General features: G+C 53.6%; 13 protein-coding genes and 1 tRNA gene. 11 read left to right on the top strand and 3 right to left on the bottom strand.

Features of this window, described 5'->3' with window-relative positions:
- Positions 1-4: 4 nt before the first annotated feature.
- The gene (locus JL015_RS14640; protein WP_201018944.1) at positions 5-286 is read right to left on the bottom strand and encodes a hypothetical protein; all 282 of its coding nucleotides are present in this window, start codon (positions 284-286) and stop codon (positions 5-7) included.
- A gap of 420 nt (positions 287-706) precedes the next feature.
- Between JL015_RS14640 and JL015_RS14635 the strand changes: the two genes are divergently transcribed.
- The 7 genes from JL015_RS14635 to JL015_RS14605 all read left to right on the top strand — a co-directional run bounded on the left by JL015_RS14635 (position 707) and on the right by JL015_RS14605 (position 8312).
- A complete protein-coding gene (locus tag JL015_RS14635) occupies positions 707-1111 on the top strand; it encodes a sugar 3,4-ketoisomerase (RefSeq protein ID WP_236124188.1) in 405 nt (134 codons plus the stop codon).
- A complete protein-coding gene (locus JL015_RS14630; RefSeq protein WP_201018943.1) occupies positions 1104-1568 on the top strand; it encodes an acyltransferase in 465 nt (154 codons plus the stop codon). Before JL015_RS14635 ends, JL015_RS14630 begins: the two co-directional genes overlap by 8 nt.
- Complete coding sequence (locus JL015_RS14625; protein ID WP_201018942.1) at positions 1565-2689, top strand: DegT/DnrJ/EryC1/StrS family aminotransferase; 1125 nt, start codon at positions 1565-1567, stop codon at positions 2687-2689. The genes JL015_RS14630 and JL015_RS14625 overlap by 4 nt, the downstream gene beginning before the upstream one ends.
- Positions 2690-2693: 4 nt before the next feature.
- Positions 2694-4454: an ABC transporter ATP-binding protein gene (locus tag JL015_RS14620; RefSeq protein ID WP_201018941.1), complete on the top strand. Its 1761-nt coding sequence runs from the start codon at positions 2694-2696 to the stop codon at positions 4452-4454.
- A 266-nt stretch (positions 4455-4720) separates the two neighbouring features.
- The gene (locus tag JL015_RS14615; protein ID WP_201004019.1) at positions 4721-5599 is read left to right on the top strand and encodes a hypothetical protein; all 879 of its coding nucleotides are present in this window, start codon (positions 4721-4723) and stop codon (positions 5597-5599) included.
- The gene (locus JL015_RS14610; RefSeq protein WP_201018940.1) at positions 5592-6593 is read left to right on the top strand and encodes a glycosyltransferase family 2 protein; all 1002 of its coding nucleotides are present in this window, start codon (positions 5592-5594) and stop codon (positions 6591-6593) included. Before JL015_RS14615 ends, JL015_RS14610 begins: the two co-directional genes overlap by 8 nt.
- Positions 6594-6659: 66 nt before the next feature.
- Positions 6660-8312, top strand: a complete 1653-nt coding sequence (locus JL015_RS14605; RefSeq protein ID WP_201018939.1) for a hypothetical protein — start codon at positions 6660-6662, stop codon at positions 8310-8312.
- A gap of 172 nt (positions 8313-8484) precedes the next feature.
- Here JL015_RS14605 and JL015_RS14600 read toward each other — a convergent pair.
- Positions 8485-8561, bottom strand: a tRNA-Arg gene (locus JL015_RS14600).
- Positions 8562-8686: 125 nt separating this feature from the next.
- Here JL015_RS14600 and JL015_RS14595 point away from each other — a divergent pair.
- The 4 genes from JL015_RS14595 to JL015_RS14580 all read left to right on the top strand — a co-directional run bounded on the left by JL015_RS14595 (position 8687) and on the right by JL015_RS14580 (position 13642).
- On the top strand, positions 8687-9010 hold the full coding sequence (locus tag JL015_RS14595; RefSeq protein WP_374063426.1) for a RebB family R body protein: 324 nt from the start codon (positions 8687-8689) through the stop codon (positions 9008-9010).
- Between the two features lie 242 nt (positions 9011-9252).
- The gene (gene gabD / locus JL015_RS14590; protein WP_201004011.1) at positions 9253-10695 is read left to right on the top strand and encodes an NADP-dependent succinate-semialdehyde dehydrogenase; all 1443 of its coding nucleotides are present in this window, start codon (positions 9253-9255) and stop codon (positions 10693-10695) included.
- Between the two features lie 120 nt (positions 10696-10815).
- A complete protein-coding gene (gabT, locus tag JL015_RS14585; RefSeq protein WP_201018937.1) occupies positions 10816-12096 on the top strand; it encodes a 4-aminobutyrate--2-oxoglutarate transaminase in 1281 nt (426 codons plus the stop codon).
- Positions 12097-12256: 160 nt separating this feature from the next.
- Positions 12257-13642, top strand: coding sequence for a response regulator (locus JL015_RS14580; protein ID WP_201018936.1), 1386 nt, complete (start codon positions 12257-12259; stop codon positions 13640-13642).
- A 130-nt stretch (positions 13643-13772) separates the two neighbouring features.
- Here the strand turns inward: JL015_RS14580 and JL015_RS14575 are convergent, their stop codons facing one another.
- Positions 13773-14774, bottom strand: a complete 1002-nt coding sequence (locus JL015_RS14575; protein WP_307726211.1) for a GGDEF domain-containing protein — start codon at positions 14772-14774, stop codon at positions 13773-13775.
- Positions 14775-14784: the final 10 nt, after the last annotated feature.

Raw genomic sequence — 14784 nt, 5'->3', positions numbered from 1 at the left:
GGCTTCATTCGGGCTGGTTCTGTTCATCGGCAACCAGCCCGATTCGTTTGCGCCAGAACCAGGTGAGCATCAGCAGACCGACCACCACAATGGGGGTCATCAGATAGATGGGCATCATGCTTTTTGTGAACAGCGACACCCCCGCCATCAGCACCATCATTGAAACGGCGCCCATGACCTTGGCCCAATAGCGGGCGCGATAGAAATTCAGCCAATAACGTTGCAGGTTGACCCGCTGCTGCTCACGTATGCGTTGCGATCTGGCTGATCGCTTTTTCACCTTCATTGCGTTTTAGCCATCCATGGTCGGGGTGGACAGGAATGCCATGAGCGTTCCAGAAATCCTTGAGCCAGCGTGGTCCTTCATGCACTCCGGGCTCCGTATTTCAGGGCCATGATGCAAAACATGTCTGCGCTATAGCTTCGGACATACGGTCGTTTTTATCAATCATGGCTAACAAAGGTATAACTGGCGGCCTGCTCTGCGTATTATCGGTGTTTTAGTTTCGGGCGTACCCGCGCAGCCTCGGTGTACAATCTCCGAGACGTGTTGTATGCAGGGGCAGGGATGGCAAAAAAGCATTATGCACCTCTGGTACAGAACGCATGGTGACAGCTGAGCCATACGGTTTCGTATCGATGGCCGATCTCGATGAATTTTTATACGGCGCCAACCAGAAAATATAGCGGAGCATGTTAAGTGAGCATGATGAAATGGATTGACTTTCCCAGTCTGGGCGATGAACGAGGAGGGTTGGTCGCTCTTGAAATCGGTATGGAAAAAGCAATACCTTTTGATATTAAGCGCGTTTATTACATTTATCGAACCGGCGAGGGTGTCAGTCGCGGTTATCATGCTCACCGTAACTTGAAGCAGGTTGCCATCTGTGTGGCCGGAAAGTGCCGCATGGTGCTGGATAATGGCGAAGTTCGTGAAGAAACCTGGATGGACAGTTCTACCAGAGGGCTCTTGATCGAAAGTATGGTCTGGCGCGAAATGCATGACTTTAGTGATGACTGCATATTGCTCGTACTGGCCAGCGAACATTATGACGAGTCGGATTACATCAGGAATTATGATCGCTTTCTCGCGGAGATAAATAATGTCTGAGATTCACGCTCTGGCCGATGTTAAAAGTTCAGACATTGGTAGTTCGACACGTATCTGGCAATACTCCGTTGTTCTGCAGGGAGCGGTTATCGGTCGTAACTGTAATATCTGTGCCCATACGCTGATCGAAGGCGATGTCATCGTAGGGGACAATGTTACCGTCAAGTCGGGTGTTTTCCTGTGGAGCGGCACGCGGATAGAAGACAACGTGTTCATTGGCCCAAATGCAACTTTTACCAACGATCCGATGCCCAGGTCAAAAGTATACCCTGATGCTTTTCAGGGGATAACGGTCAAGGCCGGAGCAAGTATTGGTGCCAATGCAACATTACTGCCGGGGATCACCATCGGTAGCAATGCAATGGTAGGGGCAGGTTCTGTGGTCACTAAAGACGTGCCCGACAGCGCTGTTGTAGTTGGCAACCCGGCAAGAATTATCAGGTACCTGGACAAATGATCAGTTTTCTGGATTTAAAGAAAATCAACTCGACGATGCGCGACGAGTTGATAGCGTCATGCACCCGCGTCATCGATTCGGGCTGGTACATCGGCGGTAATGAACTTTCAAACTTTGAAGAAAGTTTTGCAGCCTATAGCGGCAGTCGGCACTGCATCGGCGTTGCGAATGGTCTTGATGCGCTGAACCTGACGCTGCGTGCCTGGAAAGAGTTGGGGAAACTCAAGGATGGCGATGAAGTCATCGTGCCTGCCAACACCTACATCGCCAGTGTTCTGGCTATCACCGAAAATCGGTTGGTGCCGGTGCTGGTCGAGCCTGATGCCGCCACCTATAACTTGTGCCCTGCCAAGGCCCGGGCTGCGGTGACCTCCAGAACCCGCGTCATCATGCCTGTCCACTTGTATGGGCAATTATCCGACATGACGGCGTTGATGGCGCTGGCTGAGGAAAAGGGACTGCTGGTTCTTGAAGACTCTGCCCAGGCTCATGGTGCGAGCTTCAATGGCCGAAGGGCAGGCAGTTGGGGAAATGCCTCGGGCTTCAGCTTCTATCCAGGGAAAAACCTTGGTGCTCTGGGCGATGCCGGCGCGGTAACTACCGACGATGACGAGTTGGCGAAAGTTCTGCGCGCACTGCGCAACTATGGTTCCCATGAAAAATACAAGAACCTTTATCAGGGCGTGAACAGCCGCCTGGATGAGATTCAGGCCGCCATGCTTAGCGTCAAGCTCAAGTATCTGGATGACCAGACTGCGCGCCGCAGGGAAATCGCCAAAATGTACATGGAGGGCATCAGCAACCCCGCCTTAGAGCTGCCGCTTTCTGCTGGCGTTTGCCCTCTGTCGCTGCAGAGCCATGTCTGGCATCTGTTCGTTGTTCGATGCCAGCAGCGTGATGCATTGCAGCAGCATCTGGCTGATCAGGGCATTCAAACCATCATCCACTACCCTATTCCGGTTCATCAGCAGCAGGCATATAAAGAGCTGAACGGGAAAAGCTACCCGTTGACCGAGACGATCCATCAGCAGGTTCTGAGTTTACCCATGAGTCCTGAAATGACCTCGTCTGAAGTCGAGGCGGTCATCGCAGCTGTTAATAATTTTTCTGGCGAAGAGTGACTCAATGATTCAGTTGTTAGGCCGTCTTTGGAAGTGTTTTACACTCAAAAGAAAGCTGCAGTTCTTTGTGATCCTCGGGCTCATGGTGGTCGCATCGCTTGCAGAAATCGTCAGTATCGGGGCAATCGTTCCGTTCCTGGCGGTTTTGATCAACCCCGAGAAACTTCTGAGTCAGCCGCTCGTTGGTGATGTTTTTGCTGCGATGAATATTGACTCTGCCAACGGGCTCTTGTTGCCGTTGACCGTCATTTTTGCAGTGGCCGCCATATTTTCCGGTGTCAGTCGTTTTGTCTTGATGTGGGCGCAGAACAGATTGAGTTCGGCAGTGGGGAGTGATCTGGCAAGCGATATATACAAGACAGTCATTCATCAGCCTTACAGCAAGCACATCTCCAGGAATAGCAGCGAAGTCATAACGGCTATTTTCAACAAGGTCGACACGGTGGTGCGGGAGTTTCTATTTCCGTCGCTGACCATTGTCAGCTCGGCTTTCATGATGTTGGCAATTCTTGTCATTGTGCTGGTCATCCAGCCCATCGTTGCCTTTCTCGCCTTTGCGAGTTTTGGTGGCGTCTACCTGGCGGTTGTGCTGGTGACAAGAAAGCAACTGAAAAAAGACAGCCTGGTGGTGAGTGTCACTTCCGATAAAGAACTGAAGTTGATGAGTGAAAGTCTTGAAGGTATTCGAGACGTTATTATTGACTCGTCTCAGCAGACCTATCGCAAGGACTTTGATCGCACCGATTACACGTTGCGTCGTGCCAGAGCCAATATCCAGATCATCGCCAACTCGCCACGCTTCGCTATCGAATCGTTCGGTATGTTGATGATTGCGGTTTTTGCGTACTGGCTTGCGCAGCAACCCGGTGGGCTGCTTGCATCGATCCCGATGCTGGGCGCGTTGGCGCTTGCGGCACAACGCCTGCTTCCGGTGTTGCAGCAATCCTATGCGGCCTGGGCCTGTATCAGTGGCGCGCAAGACTCGTTACGAGATGTCCTGGACCTTCTGCCAGAGAAGCGCGACGAGGTCGAAGTCGAGTCGACGCCGACCCCTCTGGATTTTAATGACTGCCTGTCGCTGGATCATGTGTCGTATCGCTACGGCAAGGATGCTCCATGGGTGTTGAAAGATATAAGCCTGAGCATTCCCAAGGGTTCGCGAGTTGGCCTGATGGGAGCCACGGGGAGCGGAAAAAGTACGCTGATCGACACGTTGATGGGCTTGCTGACTCCAACGGAAGGCGCATTTTCGGTTGATGGTGTTGAAGTGAATACGGGCAACAGCCGCAACTGGCAAAGAAACATTGCCCATGTGCCGCAGCAGATATTCCTGTCCGACGCCTCAGTGGCTGAAAACATCGCTTTTGGGGTGTCTTACGAAAACATCGATTTCGATCGTGTGCGGCGAGCCGCAGCCAAGGCGCAAATTTCCGATGTCATCGAATCGTGGTCTGCCGGCTATGACACGCCGGTAGGAGAGCGAGGTGTTTTTCTTTCCGGCGGACAGCGCCAACGCATCGCGATAGCCCGTGCTTTCTATAAAGAGGCAAGCGTTATCATTCTGGATGAGGCGACCAGTGCGCTGGATAGTAAAACCGAACAGGAAGTCATGCGCGCCGTCGATGATCTGGGTGATGGCACCACGCTGATCGTCATTGCACACCGGCTTAACACTCTGGAGACCTGTGATACTGTTATCGAGGTTGAAGGTGGAACGGTGGTAAGGTATGGCTCTTATGAGTCCGTGTGTTGTGCTGTTCGTTAGTTTTTAAATGAACAGGTCTTTGGAGATCCTGGGCTTTCTTGGCCCAGGACCTCGCTATGCATACCGTCGATGCCAGAAACATTCATGCGCCCTGCTCTGGAGCAGGGCGCAGGTGCGTCCGCTGCAAGATGCGCCTCATAGCTGAAAAACAGAATTGAGCGGAAACTATCCACATGGATAGATTTGCTGCTTTGAGAATCAGGGGCAGCAGTCAGAAATGCATGGATATTTCAGGCTCTCCCCGGCGGTTTACGTTGGAGTGGGTCATGAGTGATAACGTTGGTAGGGTGAGTGGGAAGGATTGCACAATCATTGTTAACTCCTGCGACAGTTATGAAGATGTGTGGCTCCCTTTTTTCTATTCACTCAAGGAGATGTGGCCTGACTGTGACTGTCGGGTCATATTGAATACGGAGCGTAAAAGTTTCGAGTTTGACGGGTTTCAGGTTCGTACATTGAAGCTGTCGGCTGATGAAGCCAAGCGACCTTGGGGCTGGCGGTTACGCAAGGCCCTGGCCTTGGTTGAAACGGAATTCGTTATCACCCTGTTTGATGATTTCATTCTGGAATCACCCGTCAATCAGTTGAAAATAGCTGACTGTGTCCGGGCGATGAAAGAACGCTCCGAAATCGCTGTTTTTTATTTCAGCAACATTCCTGGCGTCAACAGGGTTGAGGGCGACCTTGACGGCTTTGAAGTGGTCGGGGCGCGAGATGACTACCGCTTGAACTCTGCGCCCGCCCTCTGGAGAACCCGTAAGCTGGTCGAGTTCACCGGTGAAGTTGATTCGCCCTGGGCATGGGAATTTTTCGGTAGTGCGCGAACTTATGGCGGCGGCGACATCTTTTACTGTGCCCAGACAGGCAAGGAAGATACGTTTGTCTACAACTACACGCTTGGCGGCGCCATCCGCCGAGGGAAGTGGGTGCCTAGCGTTATTACACCGGTACTGAAGAAGTATGACTTGCCGATCGACATCAATAAAAGAGGTGTGGCCAGTGAGTCTTTGTCTGATGGAAAGTACAGCTTGAAATGGAAAGTCGATTTTTTTGTACTCGGCTTCAAGATGGTTGGTTTTAAGGCTTTTATCTTCTTGTACAGAGTCTTGGCAAAGAAATTGAGTGAAGGTGTTTCTCGTGGTTAAGAAAAAATTTACGTTTGGTGTTTTGACCTATAATCACGAGCTTTATATTATCGAGCACCTCGAAAGCATAAGATTCTTGATAGAAAGCTTCGGTGCCGACTACGATTTTTGCCTGGTGATCGCGGATGACTGTTCCCGGGACAATACCATTGAGCTGGTAAACCGCTGGCTGTCTGTTCATGGCGGCTTGTTTCATGATGTCAAGATTCTGGACCACACTGTAAACAATGGCACCTGCTTCAACTATACCCGCATCTGGACTCATGTTGAGGGTGAGTTATTTAAAATCACCGCCGGTGATGATGTCTATTCGTGCGTGAATATTTTTGAAGAGGCCGAGCAGTTAGGCGCGAATGACTATTTTTCTGGTCTGCCCTTGCTGTTGATCGATGGTGAAATCATCAAGTCGCCCTCGACTATTTTGCATATCCTGGCTTCTGATGTCATCTATAAAGACAAGCCGTTCATGGCGCGATTGAAAAACATCAGCAGCATCAATACGCCGAATCTTTTCTGCAATAAAAAGTTTTTCCTGAATGATGAGCTTTCAACGTTCATTAATAGCTATAGCGTCACTGAAGACTTTCCGATGCTGGTGAAAACTGCCGAGCTTTATGGTGATGTCAGCTTTCATCAGTCAAGTAAAGTGTATGTTTATTATCGGCGCACGTCTGGATCGACCTATCTTGTCAGGGGGTCGGACTTTGACAAGGACAAGCTGAATATTTTTAATTATATGCTGTCTCTGGAGAAAAGCTGGTTCGGGCGTTTTCTTTTGAAGAATCGGCTGTATTGCTACAAACGCGATGACGGGATTTTGAAAAAGTTGCTTAATCTGAACTACTACGTTTACCTGTTCCGGTTGATGACAAGGCTTGTGCCCACCTGGAAGCGTTATTCTGAATCGATCCCGGATGTGTCGAGCTACAAGTCCCATTATGAAATGGTCAGTAAAAGGGCATCTGATTTTCATGCAGGGCACGGCAAGCCATGAGTGAGCAGTGGGTGAGCTTCGAGTTTCTGGATATTGGAAAAAGTTTAACCTTCTTCGGTGGGCTGGATGAAAACTGCTAAATTCTACATACCGCTTTTACTTGTTGAAAGCTACCTGCTTTTCACGCTGTGGCTGTTTTTTTTCGGCCCGGTGCTTTGGCCTGTCGAGAACAAAAAAGAATTCCTCTTTGTTATTTCTCTGTACCATGCGTTTTTCATAGCCGGGTATCTCCTGTCTTGTCGCTTCTCGACCAAGCAGCCGCTCAAGGCTGTGGAATCGAATGGCGATAATCTGTTCTTGAGATATTACTGGGTGGTGATCCTTTTTGCTTTTATTGCAATGGTCATCCTCCACCGCAATACGACTCTGTCCAGGTCGTATCTCCCTACCGGCTTTTTCTCGGAGTTACTGAAGGGATTGTTGGCGCCTGCAGAGGTGCGCAGCTTTTATGCTTCCTCTGCTTCAAGAGAGGGCTTTTCGGGGAATCCATATGTAACAGGGTTGCTCCTGTTTTTCGGAGTCTTTAAATACATATTGCTACCAGGCCTTGTGTTTTTTTGGGACCGATTGAGTACGGCACGCAAGCTGGTGGGCTTCACGGTGGTCATGATTCCGTTGTGTACGGGTATCATTGCCAGTTTGAGCGCGATAAATTTCTACTATCTTTTTGTCGTGTCGGTTTGCCTTTTTGGCGTTGTGGTTTCAAATAAATCTGCTGGTTTTTTTGTCGAGCTTGGAAGGCGCAAGACTTTTCTGTTTTTCCTGGGCTTTATATTCCTGTTCTCGTTCTGGCAGTTTTATAGTGTCAAATCCGGCGTGTCGCCATACAAGGTTCTTTTTGAAGACCAGAAACCTGTTTCGTTCAGTTATTTGAACGAAACGGGAAGTGTATTCAAAAGCGATCTGGAACCGGCAAAAACCCCCAAGGTTGCAGACGCCCCTGCAAAAGACACTGCTCCAGCCTTGCCAAAGAACGTTGATATTGCGGTTTTTCCTGCGAAGACCAATGTTGTTGCCTTGCCGGCGACTGTTGATCACAAGGGCGCGGCAGCGAAGAGTCATAGTGCTGCTTTGCCAGAAAAAGCGAGTGCTCCGGAGTTGTCTGTGAAGGCCAACAACGCCGCCTTGCCAGAGATTGCCAAGATTGCAGACGTGCCTGCTCAGGTTGCAGTGGCCGTTGTTCCTGAGAAGTCTAAACTTACCGACTTTTATGAGAAGCTGACAGTCTATCTGGTTCAGGGCTATCAGGGCGTATCGATCTCCCTTGGGGAAAAATTCGATAGCTCATATGGAATCGGGCATTCCGTCTTCCTGCAAAGAGTCTTCGCTGAGCATCTGGGCATCGATGTAAGGGATAAAACATTCCAGCGCAAGATAACCGCGCGTTGGGACGAAAATGTCTACTGGCATTCGTTTTATAGCTATATAGCAAATGACGTCAGCTTCTTCGGTGTCTCGATTGTCATGCTTGTTCTGGGCTGGTATTTCGCAAACGTTTATCTTTCGGTTGTCATCAATGACGACTTTTTTGCGAAAATGCTACTCCCACTATTTGCCATCATGTTCTTGTACATTCCGGCGAATAATCAGGTGTTCAGCTTTTTGGAAACCATGATTTCTTTCTGGATCCTCACGGCGCTCTATATTTTCCACAAGCGTCGTACTGCTGTCCGGTATGCTCAAAACTTCACTGGGGTGAGCGCTGCCAAGCAGGCCTGAAGGCTGTCATGTTTTCTTGAGTGACTTCATACCCCACCCGTTTCAAGGTGGGGTATGCGCTGGGTCATTAAATGACATGCAGGACAACTTGCCGTCAGCCTTGGCGGTTTGGGTTGGGTGCAAGAGAGTTTTTCGGCTGAAGCGACAACCCTTGGAACCAAGGGAAGGAAGATGGCGCACTCGGCGGGATTCGAACCCACGACCCCTGCCTTCGGAGGGCAGTACTCTATCCAGCTGAGCTACGAGTGCAACGCGGGCGCCATGATACTCATCTGATGGGCGGGCGTCCATGCTGGCTTTAGCTTCGGGCGGGAAATTATCCGGTTTCACAACTATGCTGCTGTGGCGTAACGGTAGCGGTTCCTCAGGAGAAGATGTCCATGCCCTACTCAATCGTTAGTCCCCAGATTACCGATGCTGTCACCCAGTCCAACGTCAAGGTACTGGGGGAGTCCCCGCCCATGGCCATGAGCACTCTGTATCAATCGATGGCCCAGGCAACGGCGATTCTGTTTCAGAACGAGGTGGCCGCGCAACAGCAACAGAATACGTTGCCTCAGGCTGCTACCAATCAGGGAGTCATGCAGATCTATAACGTAGATACTGCTTCTGCTGCCAAGGCGACCGAAGCCGTTGGCCAGTCGGGAGCACCTGACAACCTCAAAAGCCTGCTGACGGTACTCAAAAGCTTTGAGTAGACCGGAACGTTCGTATTTCCGGTCGTCCCCCGTTCTTTTTTTTGAACAGCCTATTGTCCTTTACCCCAGCAGTCCCTAGGATTCGTTTGAGATTTCAAACGCTCTTGTTCGGTCCTCCCGTTTTTCCGCGACATGCGTCGCTGAGGCCGATGGAATGTTTTCCTGGCGATGGCTTCCAAATGGGGTGCATCGATATTCAATAGTTCGCTCCGCCCTCGTGCGGTGCTGTTTAGGAGGCCGACATGCAGCTCAAAGATTCCAAACTGTTCCGCCAGCAAGCCTATATCAACGGCCAGTGGCTGGATGCGGACGGTGGTCAGACGATCAAGGTCAATAACCCGGCGACCAATGAAATCCTCGGTACTGTGCCAAAGATGGGCGCTGCCGAAACCCGCCGTGCCATCGAAGCTGCCGACAAGGCGTTGCCGGCCTGGCGTGCCCTGACCGCCAAGGAGCGTGGCAACAAGCTGCGTCGCTGGTTCGAGCTGATGATCGAAAACCAGGATGATCTGGGCCGCCTGATGACGCTGGAGCAAGGCAAGCCGCTGGCCGAGGCCAAGGGCGAGATCGCTTATGCTGCCTCCTTCATAGAATGGTTTGCCGAAGAAGCCAAGCGTGTTTATGGCGATGTGATTCCGGGCCACCAGCCGGACAAGCGCCTGATCGTGCTCAAGCAGCCGATTGGTGTGACAGCCGCCATTACGCCGTGGAACTTCCCGGCGGCGATGATCACCCGCAAGGCCGGTCCGGCTCTGGCCGCCGGTTGCACCATGGTGCTCAAGCCTGCTTCGCAGACTCCGTACTCTGCCCTGGCGCTGGCTGAGCTGGCCGAACGTGCAGGTATTCCGGCTGGCGTATTCAGCGTGGTGACGGGCAGTGCTGGCGATATCGGCAGCGAGCTGACCGGCAACCCGATCGTGCGCAAGCTTTCCTTTACCGGCTCGACCGAAATTGGTCGCCAGTTGATGGCTGAGTGCGCGCAAGACATCAAGAAAGTGTCGCTTGAACTGGGCGGTAACGCGCCTTTCATCGTGTTCGACGATGCTGACCTGGACAAGGCGGTCGACGGCGCAATCATCTCCAAGTACCGCAACAACGGCCAGACCTGCGTTTGCGCCAACCGTATCTATGTGCAGGACGCGGTTTACGATGCGTTTGCCGAGAAACTTCAGGCCGCAGTTGCCAAGCTCAAGATCGGTAACGGCCTGGAAGAGGGCATCACCACTGGCCCGCTGATCGACGAAAAAGCCGTGGCCAAGGTCAAGGAACACATTGCCGATGCGGTGAGCAAAGGTGCAAAAGTGCTGTCGGGCGGCAATAGCCTGGAAGGCACTTTCTTCGAGCCGACCATTCTGGTCAACGTGCCCAAGGATGCCGCGGTGGCGAAGGAAGAAACCTTCGGCCCGCTGGCACCGCTGTTTCGCTTCAAGGACGAGGCCGAAGTGATCGCGCTGGCCAACGATACCGAGTTCGGTCTGGCTTCTTACTTCTATGCTCAGAACATGAGCCGCGTGTTCCGTGTTGCCGAAGCGCTGGAGTACGGCATGGTGGGTATCAACACCGGCCTGATCTCCAACGAGCTGGCGCCGTTCGGTGGCATCAAGTCCTCGGGGCTGGGCCGCGAAGGCTCCAAGTACGGCATCGAAGACTATCTGGAAATCAAATACCTGTGCCTGAGCGTTTGACGCCGCAGGCTTGACCGGTAGTCGGGCGTTGCAGCAGTCGATCATCGTATGCTGCTGCAACTCACCCCGGCTGCTTAATCCTTGAACTACGCCGACCGATGAGCGGCGAATGAGGAATACATGAGCAATACAAACGAATCCTTGATGCAACGCCGCCAGAACGCTGTGCCACGTGGCGTTGGTCAGATCCACCCGATCTTTGCCGCTTCGGCCAAGAATGCCACCGTGACTGACGTTGAGGGCCGTGAGTTCATCGACTTCGCCGGCGGCATCGCGGTACTTAATACCGGTCACCTGCACCCGAAAGTCATCGCGGCCGTGCAAGAGCAACTGACCAAGCTGACTCACACCTGCTTCCAGGTACTGGCTTATGAGCCCTATGTGGAGCTGTGCGAAAAAATCAACGCCAAGGTTCCTGGTGACTTCGCCAAGAAAACCCTGCTGGTGACTACCGGTTCCGAAGCTGTGGAAAACGCCGTCAAGGTCGCTCGTGCAGCCACTGGTCGTGCTGGCGTGATTGCGTTCACGGGCGCTTACCATGGTCGTACCATGATGACCCTGGGCCTGACCGGTAAAGTCGTGCCTTACTCGGCAGGCATGGGCCTGATGCCAGGCGGTATCTTCCGTGCCCTTTACCCGTGCGAACTGCATGGCGTGAGCGTGGATGACTCCATCGCCAGCATCGAGCGCATCTTCAAGAACGATGCCGAGCCTAAAGACATCGCTGCCATCATCATCGAGCCTGTGCAGGGCGAAGGTGGTTTCTACGTGGCGCCGAAGGCGTTCATGCTGCGTCTGCGCGAGCTGTGCGACAAGCACGGCATCCTGCTGATCGCTGACGAAGTCCAGACAGGTGCAGGCCGTACCGGTACGTTCTTCGCCATGGAACAGATGGGCGTTGCTGCCGACCTGACCACGTTTGCCAAGTCCATCGCAGGCGGCTTCCCGCTGGCGGGCGTATGCGGCAAGGCCGAATACATGGACGCCATCGCTCCAGGCGGTCTGGGTGGCACCTATGCCGGTAGCCCGGTCGCCTGTGCTGCGGCATTGGCGGTTCTGGACGTGTTTGAAGAGGAAAACCTGCTGGAACGCTGCAAGGCAGTGGGCGAGCGTCTGGTTTCCGGTCTGAAAGCCATCCAGGCCAAATACCCGGTAATCGGTGAAGTGCGTGCCTTGGGTGCAATGATCGCTGTAGAGCTTTTTGAAGACGGCGATACCCACAAGCCAAACGCTGCTGCGGTGGCGCAGGTTGTGGCCAAGGCGCGTGAAAAGGGCCTGATCCTGCTGTCGTGCGGTACTTATGGCAACGTCTTGCGCGTTCTTGTGCCTTTGACAGCCGATGAAGCGCTGTTGAGCAAAGGTCTGGCGATTCTGGAAGAGTGTTTCGCAGAGATTGCATGAGAAAGTGTGGTCACAAATTGAATGATTTGTGACCAGACAGACAGAAAAAACCCTGCCTCGGCAGGGTTTTTTCGTGTCGATGACCGGTTTTCTCGCTTATAGCTATATATCCGGACGAAGGCTTTGGCTAAGGTGAGCGAATCGATGTCGGAGAGTTCTGATGACAGCTGTAGATTTGCCTGCGATACCTCGCGTATTGATTGCTGAGTCTGATCCGTGGGTTCGTGAAACGCTCAGTGATCTGGTGCTGAGCGTGCGGGCTGACGTCGAATTGGAGATGTGCAGCGACGGCAAGCAGGCTGTTGAATGGATCAAGAAACATCTGCCGGATCTGGTGGTGGCTGCCAGAGAGTTGCCTGTTATCGATGGTTTGAGCCTGTTGCGCGGTATTCGCGCATTGCGTCGCCAGCCTCCCATTCCTTTCATTCTGCTCAGTAACCGTAACGATAGCGCCAGCGTGCGTGAAGTCCTGCCGCTTGCGCCCACGGCTTACCTGACCAAACCCCTGAATACCGAAGGGCTGCGCCAGCGCCTTGAGGGCCTGTTGCTTGAGCGACGTGCGCCGGTGCCCGGTGAGATGCCCGCTCTGACGCCAGGGCTGACCCTGACCAAGTTTCTTGAAAAACGGCGTGATGTTGCTGATGGTGCGCCGCTGTTTGTGGATGTCGCAACGGCGCTCAAGCTCAGTCAGGGTTCGGGCTCCGTCGATGCGGCCCTGCTTGAGCAGGAGTTGCGTAACGATCCACACATCACGGCAGTTCTGATTGCAGCGGCCAACAGCGCTGCGCAACATCTTGGCAAGCCTGTCCAGACGCTGACTGGGGCCATGGGTGTACTGGGAGCGGTGCAGGCTTCCAATATCGTGAGCGGTCTTGCGAAAAAACGCATGGCGGTGTTGACCAACGATGCGCTGCTGCTCCAGGCCAACCAGCTCTGGACAATGTCACAGCGCACGGCCGACTACGCTCGTATTCTGGGCGGTATGCTGGAGCTGGATGTCGAGCGCTGTTTCTGCGCCGGTTTGCTGCAATCGCTGGGGGATCTGGCGGTGTTGGGCTGTCTGCAGGAGTGGTTGCTGGCAGGCGGTCATCTGGACGAAGAAGTCATCAGGCAATCCCTTGAGCAGTATTCCGCCGCTTACGGTTCAGCTTTGCGCACCCGCTGGCGTCTGCCCCTTGAGTTGCGTGAGCTGATTGCCGCGGTGTATCAGTACAACACCGGCATCTACACGCGCGAAGTGCTTGCCATGAACCTTGCCGGGCAAATGGCCCGTCTTGGGGAGCACGAAACAGTGACGACGCTGGTCAAGACCAAATCTGCCAAGTTGCTGAAGTTGAGCGTGGGAGACTTGCAGCGTCTGCGCAAGAAGCTGACTGGCGTGACCGATCCAAGCCTGCTGGCGCCGGTTGCGGTTGAAGTGGCAGAGCCTGAGCCTGAAAAGGAGGCTGATACGGATCTGCTGGATATCACGTCAGAGCCTGTGGACCCAGGGGTTGCCAGTGCGGAAGATCCGGGCGTCGGGGTTCAGGATTTGCCCAAGGGGTGAGTGCTTTTCGCAAATGACTGCCCGACTGGCAAACCCTGATGTCAGCCCGTTCAGAGGCTGATTTCAAAAAGCGGCTGGCTGGGGTGTCAATCCGTGGGAGGGGCCTCCTCCCACAAAGTGATCTACGCCGTTACACCAGAACAATCTGGTCCTTGCCCTGGCGCTTGGCCTGATACATGGCCGCATCCGCCCTTGCATAGAGCACTTCAAGGCTGGCGTCGTCCGGGCCGAGGTTGGTCAGACCCTGGCTGGCGGTGATGCCAAACGTCTTGTTGCCGCACTGGAAGTTTTGGCGCTGGATTTCGCGTTGCAGGCGTTCGGCAATCTGCATGGCCATTTCGGGGGCGCAGCCAGGAAACACTGCCGCGAACTCTTCCCCGCCAATGCGCCCGAACAGGTCTCCACGACGTAGCGCCGAGCGACCGCTCTCGGCAATGCGCTGCAACACCACGTCGCCTTCCTGGTGGCCGTACGTGTCGTTCACCAGCTTGAAGTCATCGACATCCAGCAGCAGGAAAGCCATTGGCGTGCCGTTCAGCCGGGCCAGCTCGAATTCGCGTTGGGCGCACTCGAAGAAGTGGCGACGGTTGCTGCTCTGGGTCAGCACGTCGGTGGTAGCCAGGCGTTGCAGTTCGTCTTCAAGATGCTTTTTCTCGGTGATGTCTTCAGCGATACCGACCACTATCAGGCGCTGGCTGGGGTCTGTCCGATGGCTGACGAAGCATTTGTCGCTCAGCCAGCGAATCTCGCCATCGGCACGGATGATCCGGTACTCGCGGTCTTCAATGGAGCCCTTTTCGATGACGTCGCTCAGGCTGCGCTCGGCGTAGTTCAGGTCATCGGGATAGATGCTGTCGCGCCATTCCGCGAAGTCGGCCAGCAGCAGGCCTGCCGAACGTCCAAAGATGTTCTCGTAGGCGGGGCTGACGTAGATCATGCGCTGGGTTTCCCAGTCGAACGCCCAAAGTACGGCGTTGACGCTCACCAGCAGTGAACTGAAAAGTTGTTCGCGCTCGCTCAAGCGAGCGACTTCTGCCTGGGCATGCATCAATGCCAGCAGGGTTTCTGCTGCGGCTGGCATCTCGGCCATTTGTGTGGCGGTGGGTAGAGCGATGGCTGTCTGCTTTTCCATGGTGCTACAT

It is taken from the genome of Pseudomonas cichorii, assembly GCF_015471405.1.
Classification (GTDB): domain Bacteria; phylum Pseudomonadota; class Gammaproteobacteria; order Pseudomonadales; family Pseudomonadaceae; genus Aquipseudomonas; species Aquipseudomonas serbiensis.
Note: the sequence above shows the minus strand (reverse complement) of the source record. Positions and strands in the feature narration are given on the sequence as shown.

Excerpts from the sequence above, each read along its gene's own strand:
- gabD (WP_201004011.1), top strand. The coding sequence starts at position 9,253 with ATGCAGCTCAAAGATTCCAAACTGTTCCGCCAGCAAGCCTATATCAAC.
- JL015_RS14605 (WP_201018939.1), top strand. The coding sequence starts at position 6,660 with ATGAAAACTGCTAAATTCTACATACCGCTTTTACTTGTTGAAAGCTAC.
- JL015_RS14575 (WP_307726211.1), bottom strand. The coding sequence starts at position 14,774 with ATGGAAAAGCAGACAGCCATCGCTCTACCCACCGCCACACAAATGGCC.
- JL015_RS14625 (WP_201018942.1), top strand. The coding sequence starts at position 1,565 with ATGATCAGTTTTCTGGATTTAAAGAAAATCAACTCGACGATGCGCGAC.
- JL015_RS14630 (WP_201018943.1), top strand. The coding sequence starts at position 1,104 with ATGTCTGAGATTCACGCTCTGGCCGATGTTAAAAGTTCAGACATTGGT.
- gabT (WP_201018937.1), top strand. The coding sequence starts at position 10,816 with ATGAGCAATACAAACGAATCCTTGATGCAACGCCGCCAGAACGCTGTG.
- JL015_RS14640 (WP_201018944.1), bottom strand. The coding sequence starts at position 286 with ATGAAGGTGAAAAAGCGATCAGCCAGATCGCAACGCATACGTGAGCAG.
- JL015_RS14620 (WP_201018941.1), top strand. The coding sequence starts at position 2,694 with ATGATTCAGTTGTTAGGCCGTCTTTGGAAGTGTTTTACACTCAAAAGA.
- JL015_RS14615 (WP_201004019.1), top strand. The coding sequence starts at position 4,721 with ATGAGTGATAACGTTGGTAGGGTGAGTGGGAAGGATTGCACAATCATT.
- JL015_RS14635 (WP_236124188.1), top strand. The coding sequence starts at position 707 with ATGATGAAATGGATTGACTTTCCCAGTCTGGGCGATGAACGAGGAGGG.
- JL015_RS14595 (WP_374063426.1), top strand. The coding sequence starts at position 8,687 with ATGTCCATGCCCTACTCAATCGTTAGTCCCCAGATTACCGATGCTGTC.
- JL015_RS14580 (WP_201018936.1), top strand. The coding sequence starts at position 12,257 with ATGACAGCTGTAGATTTGCCTGCGATACCTCGCGTATTGATTGCTGAG.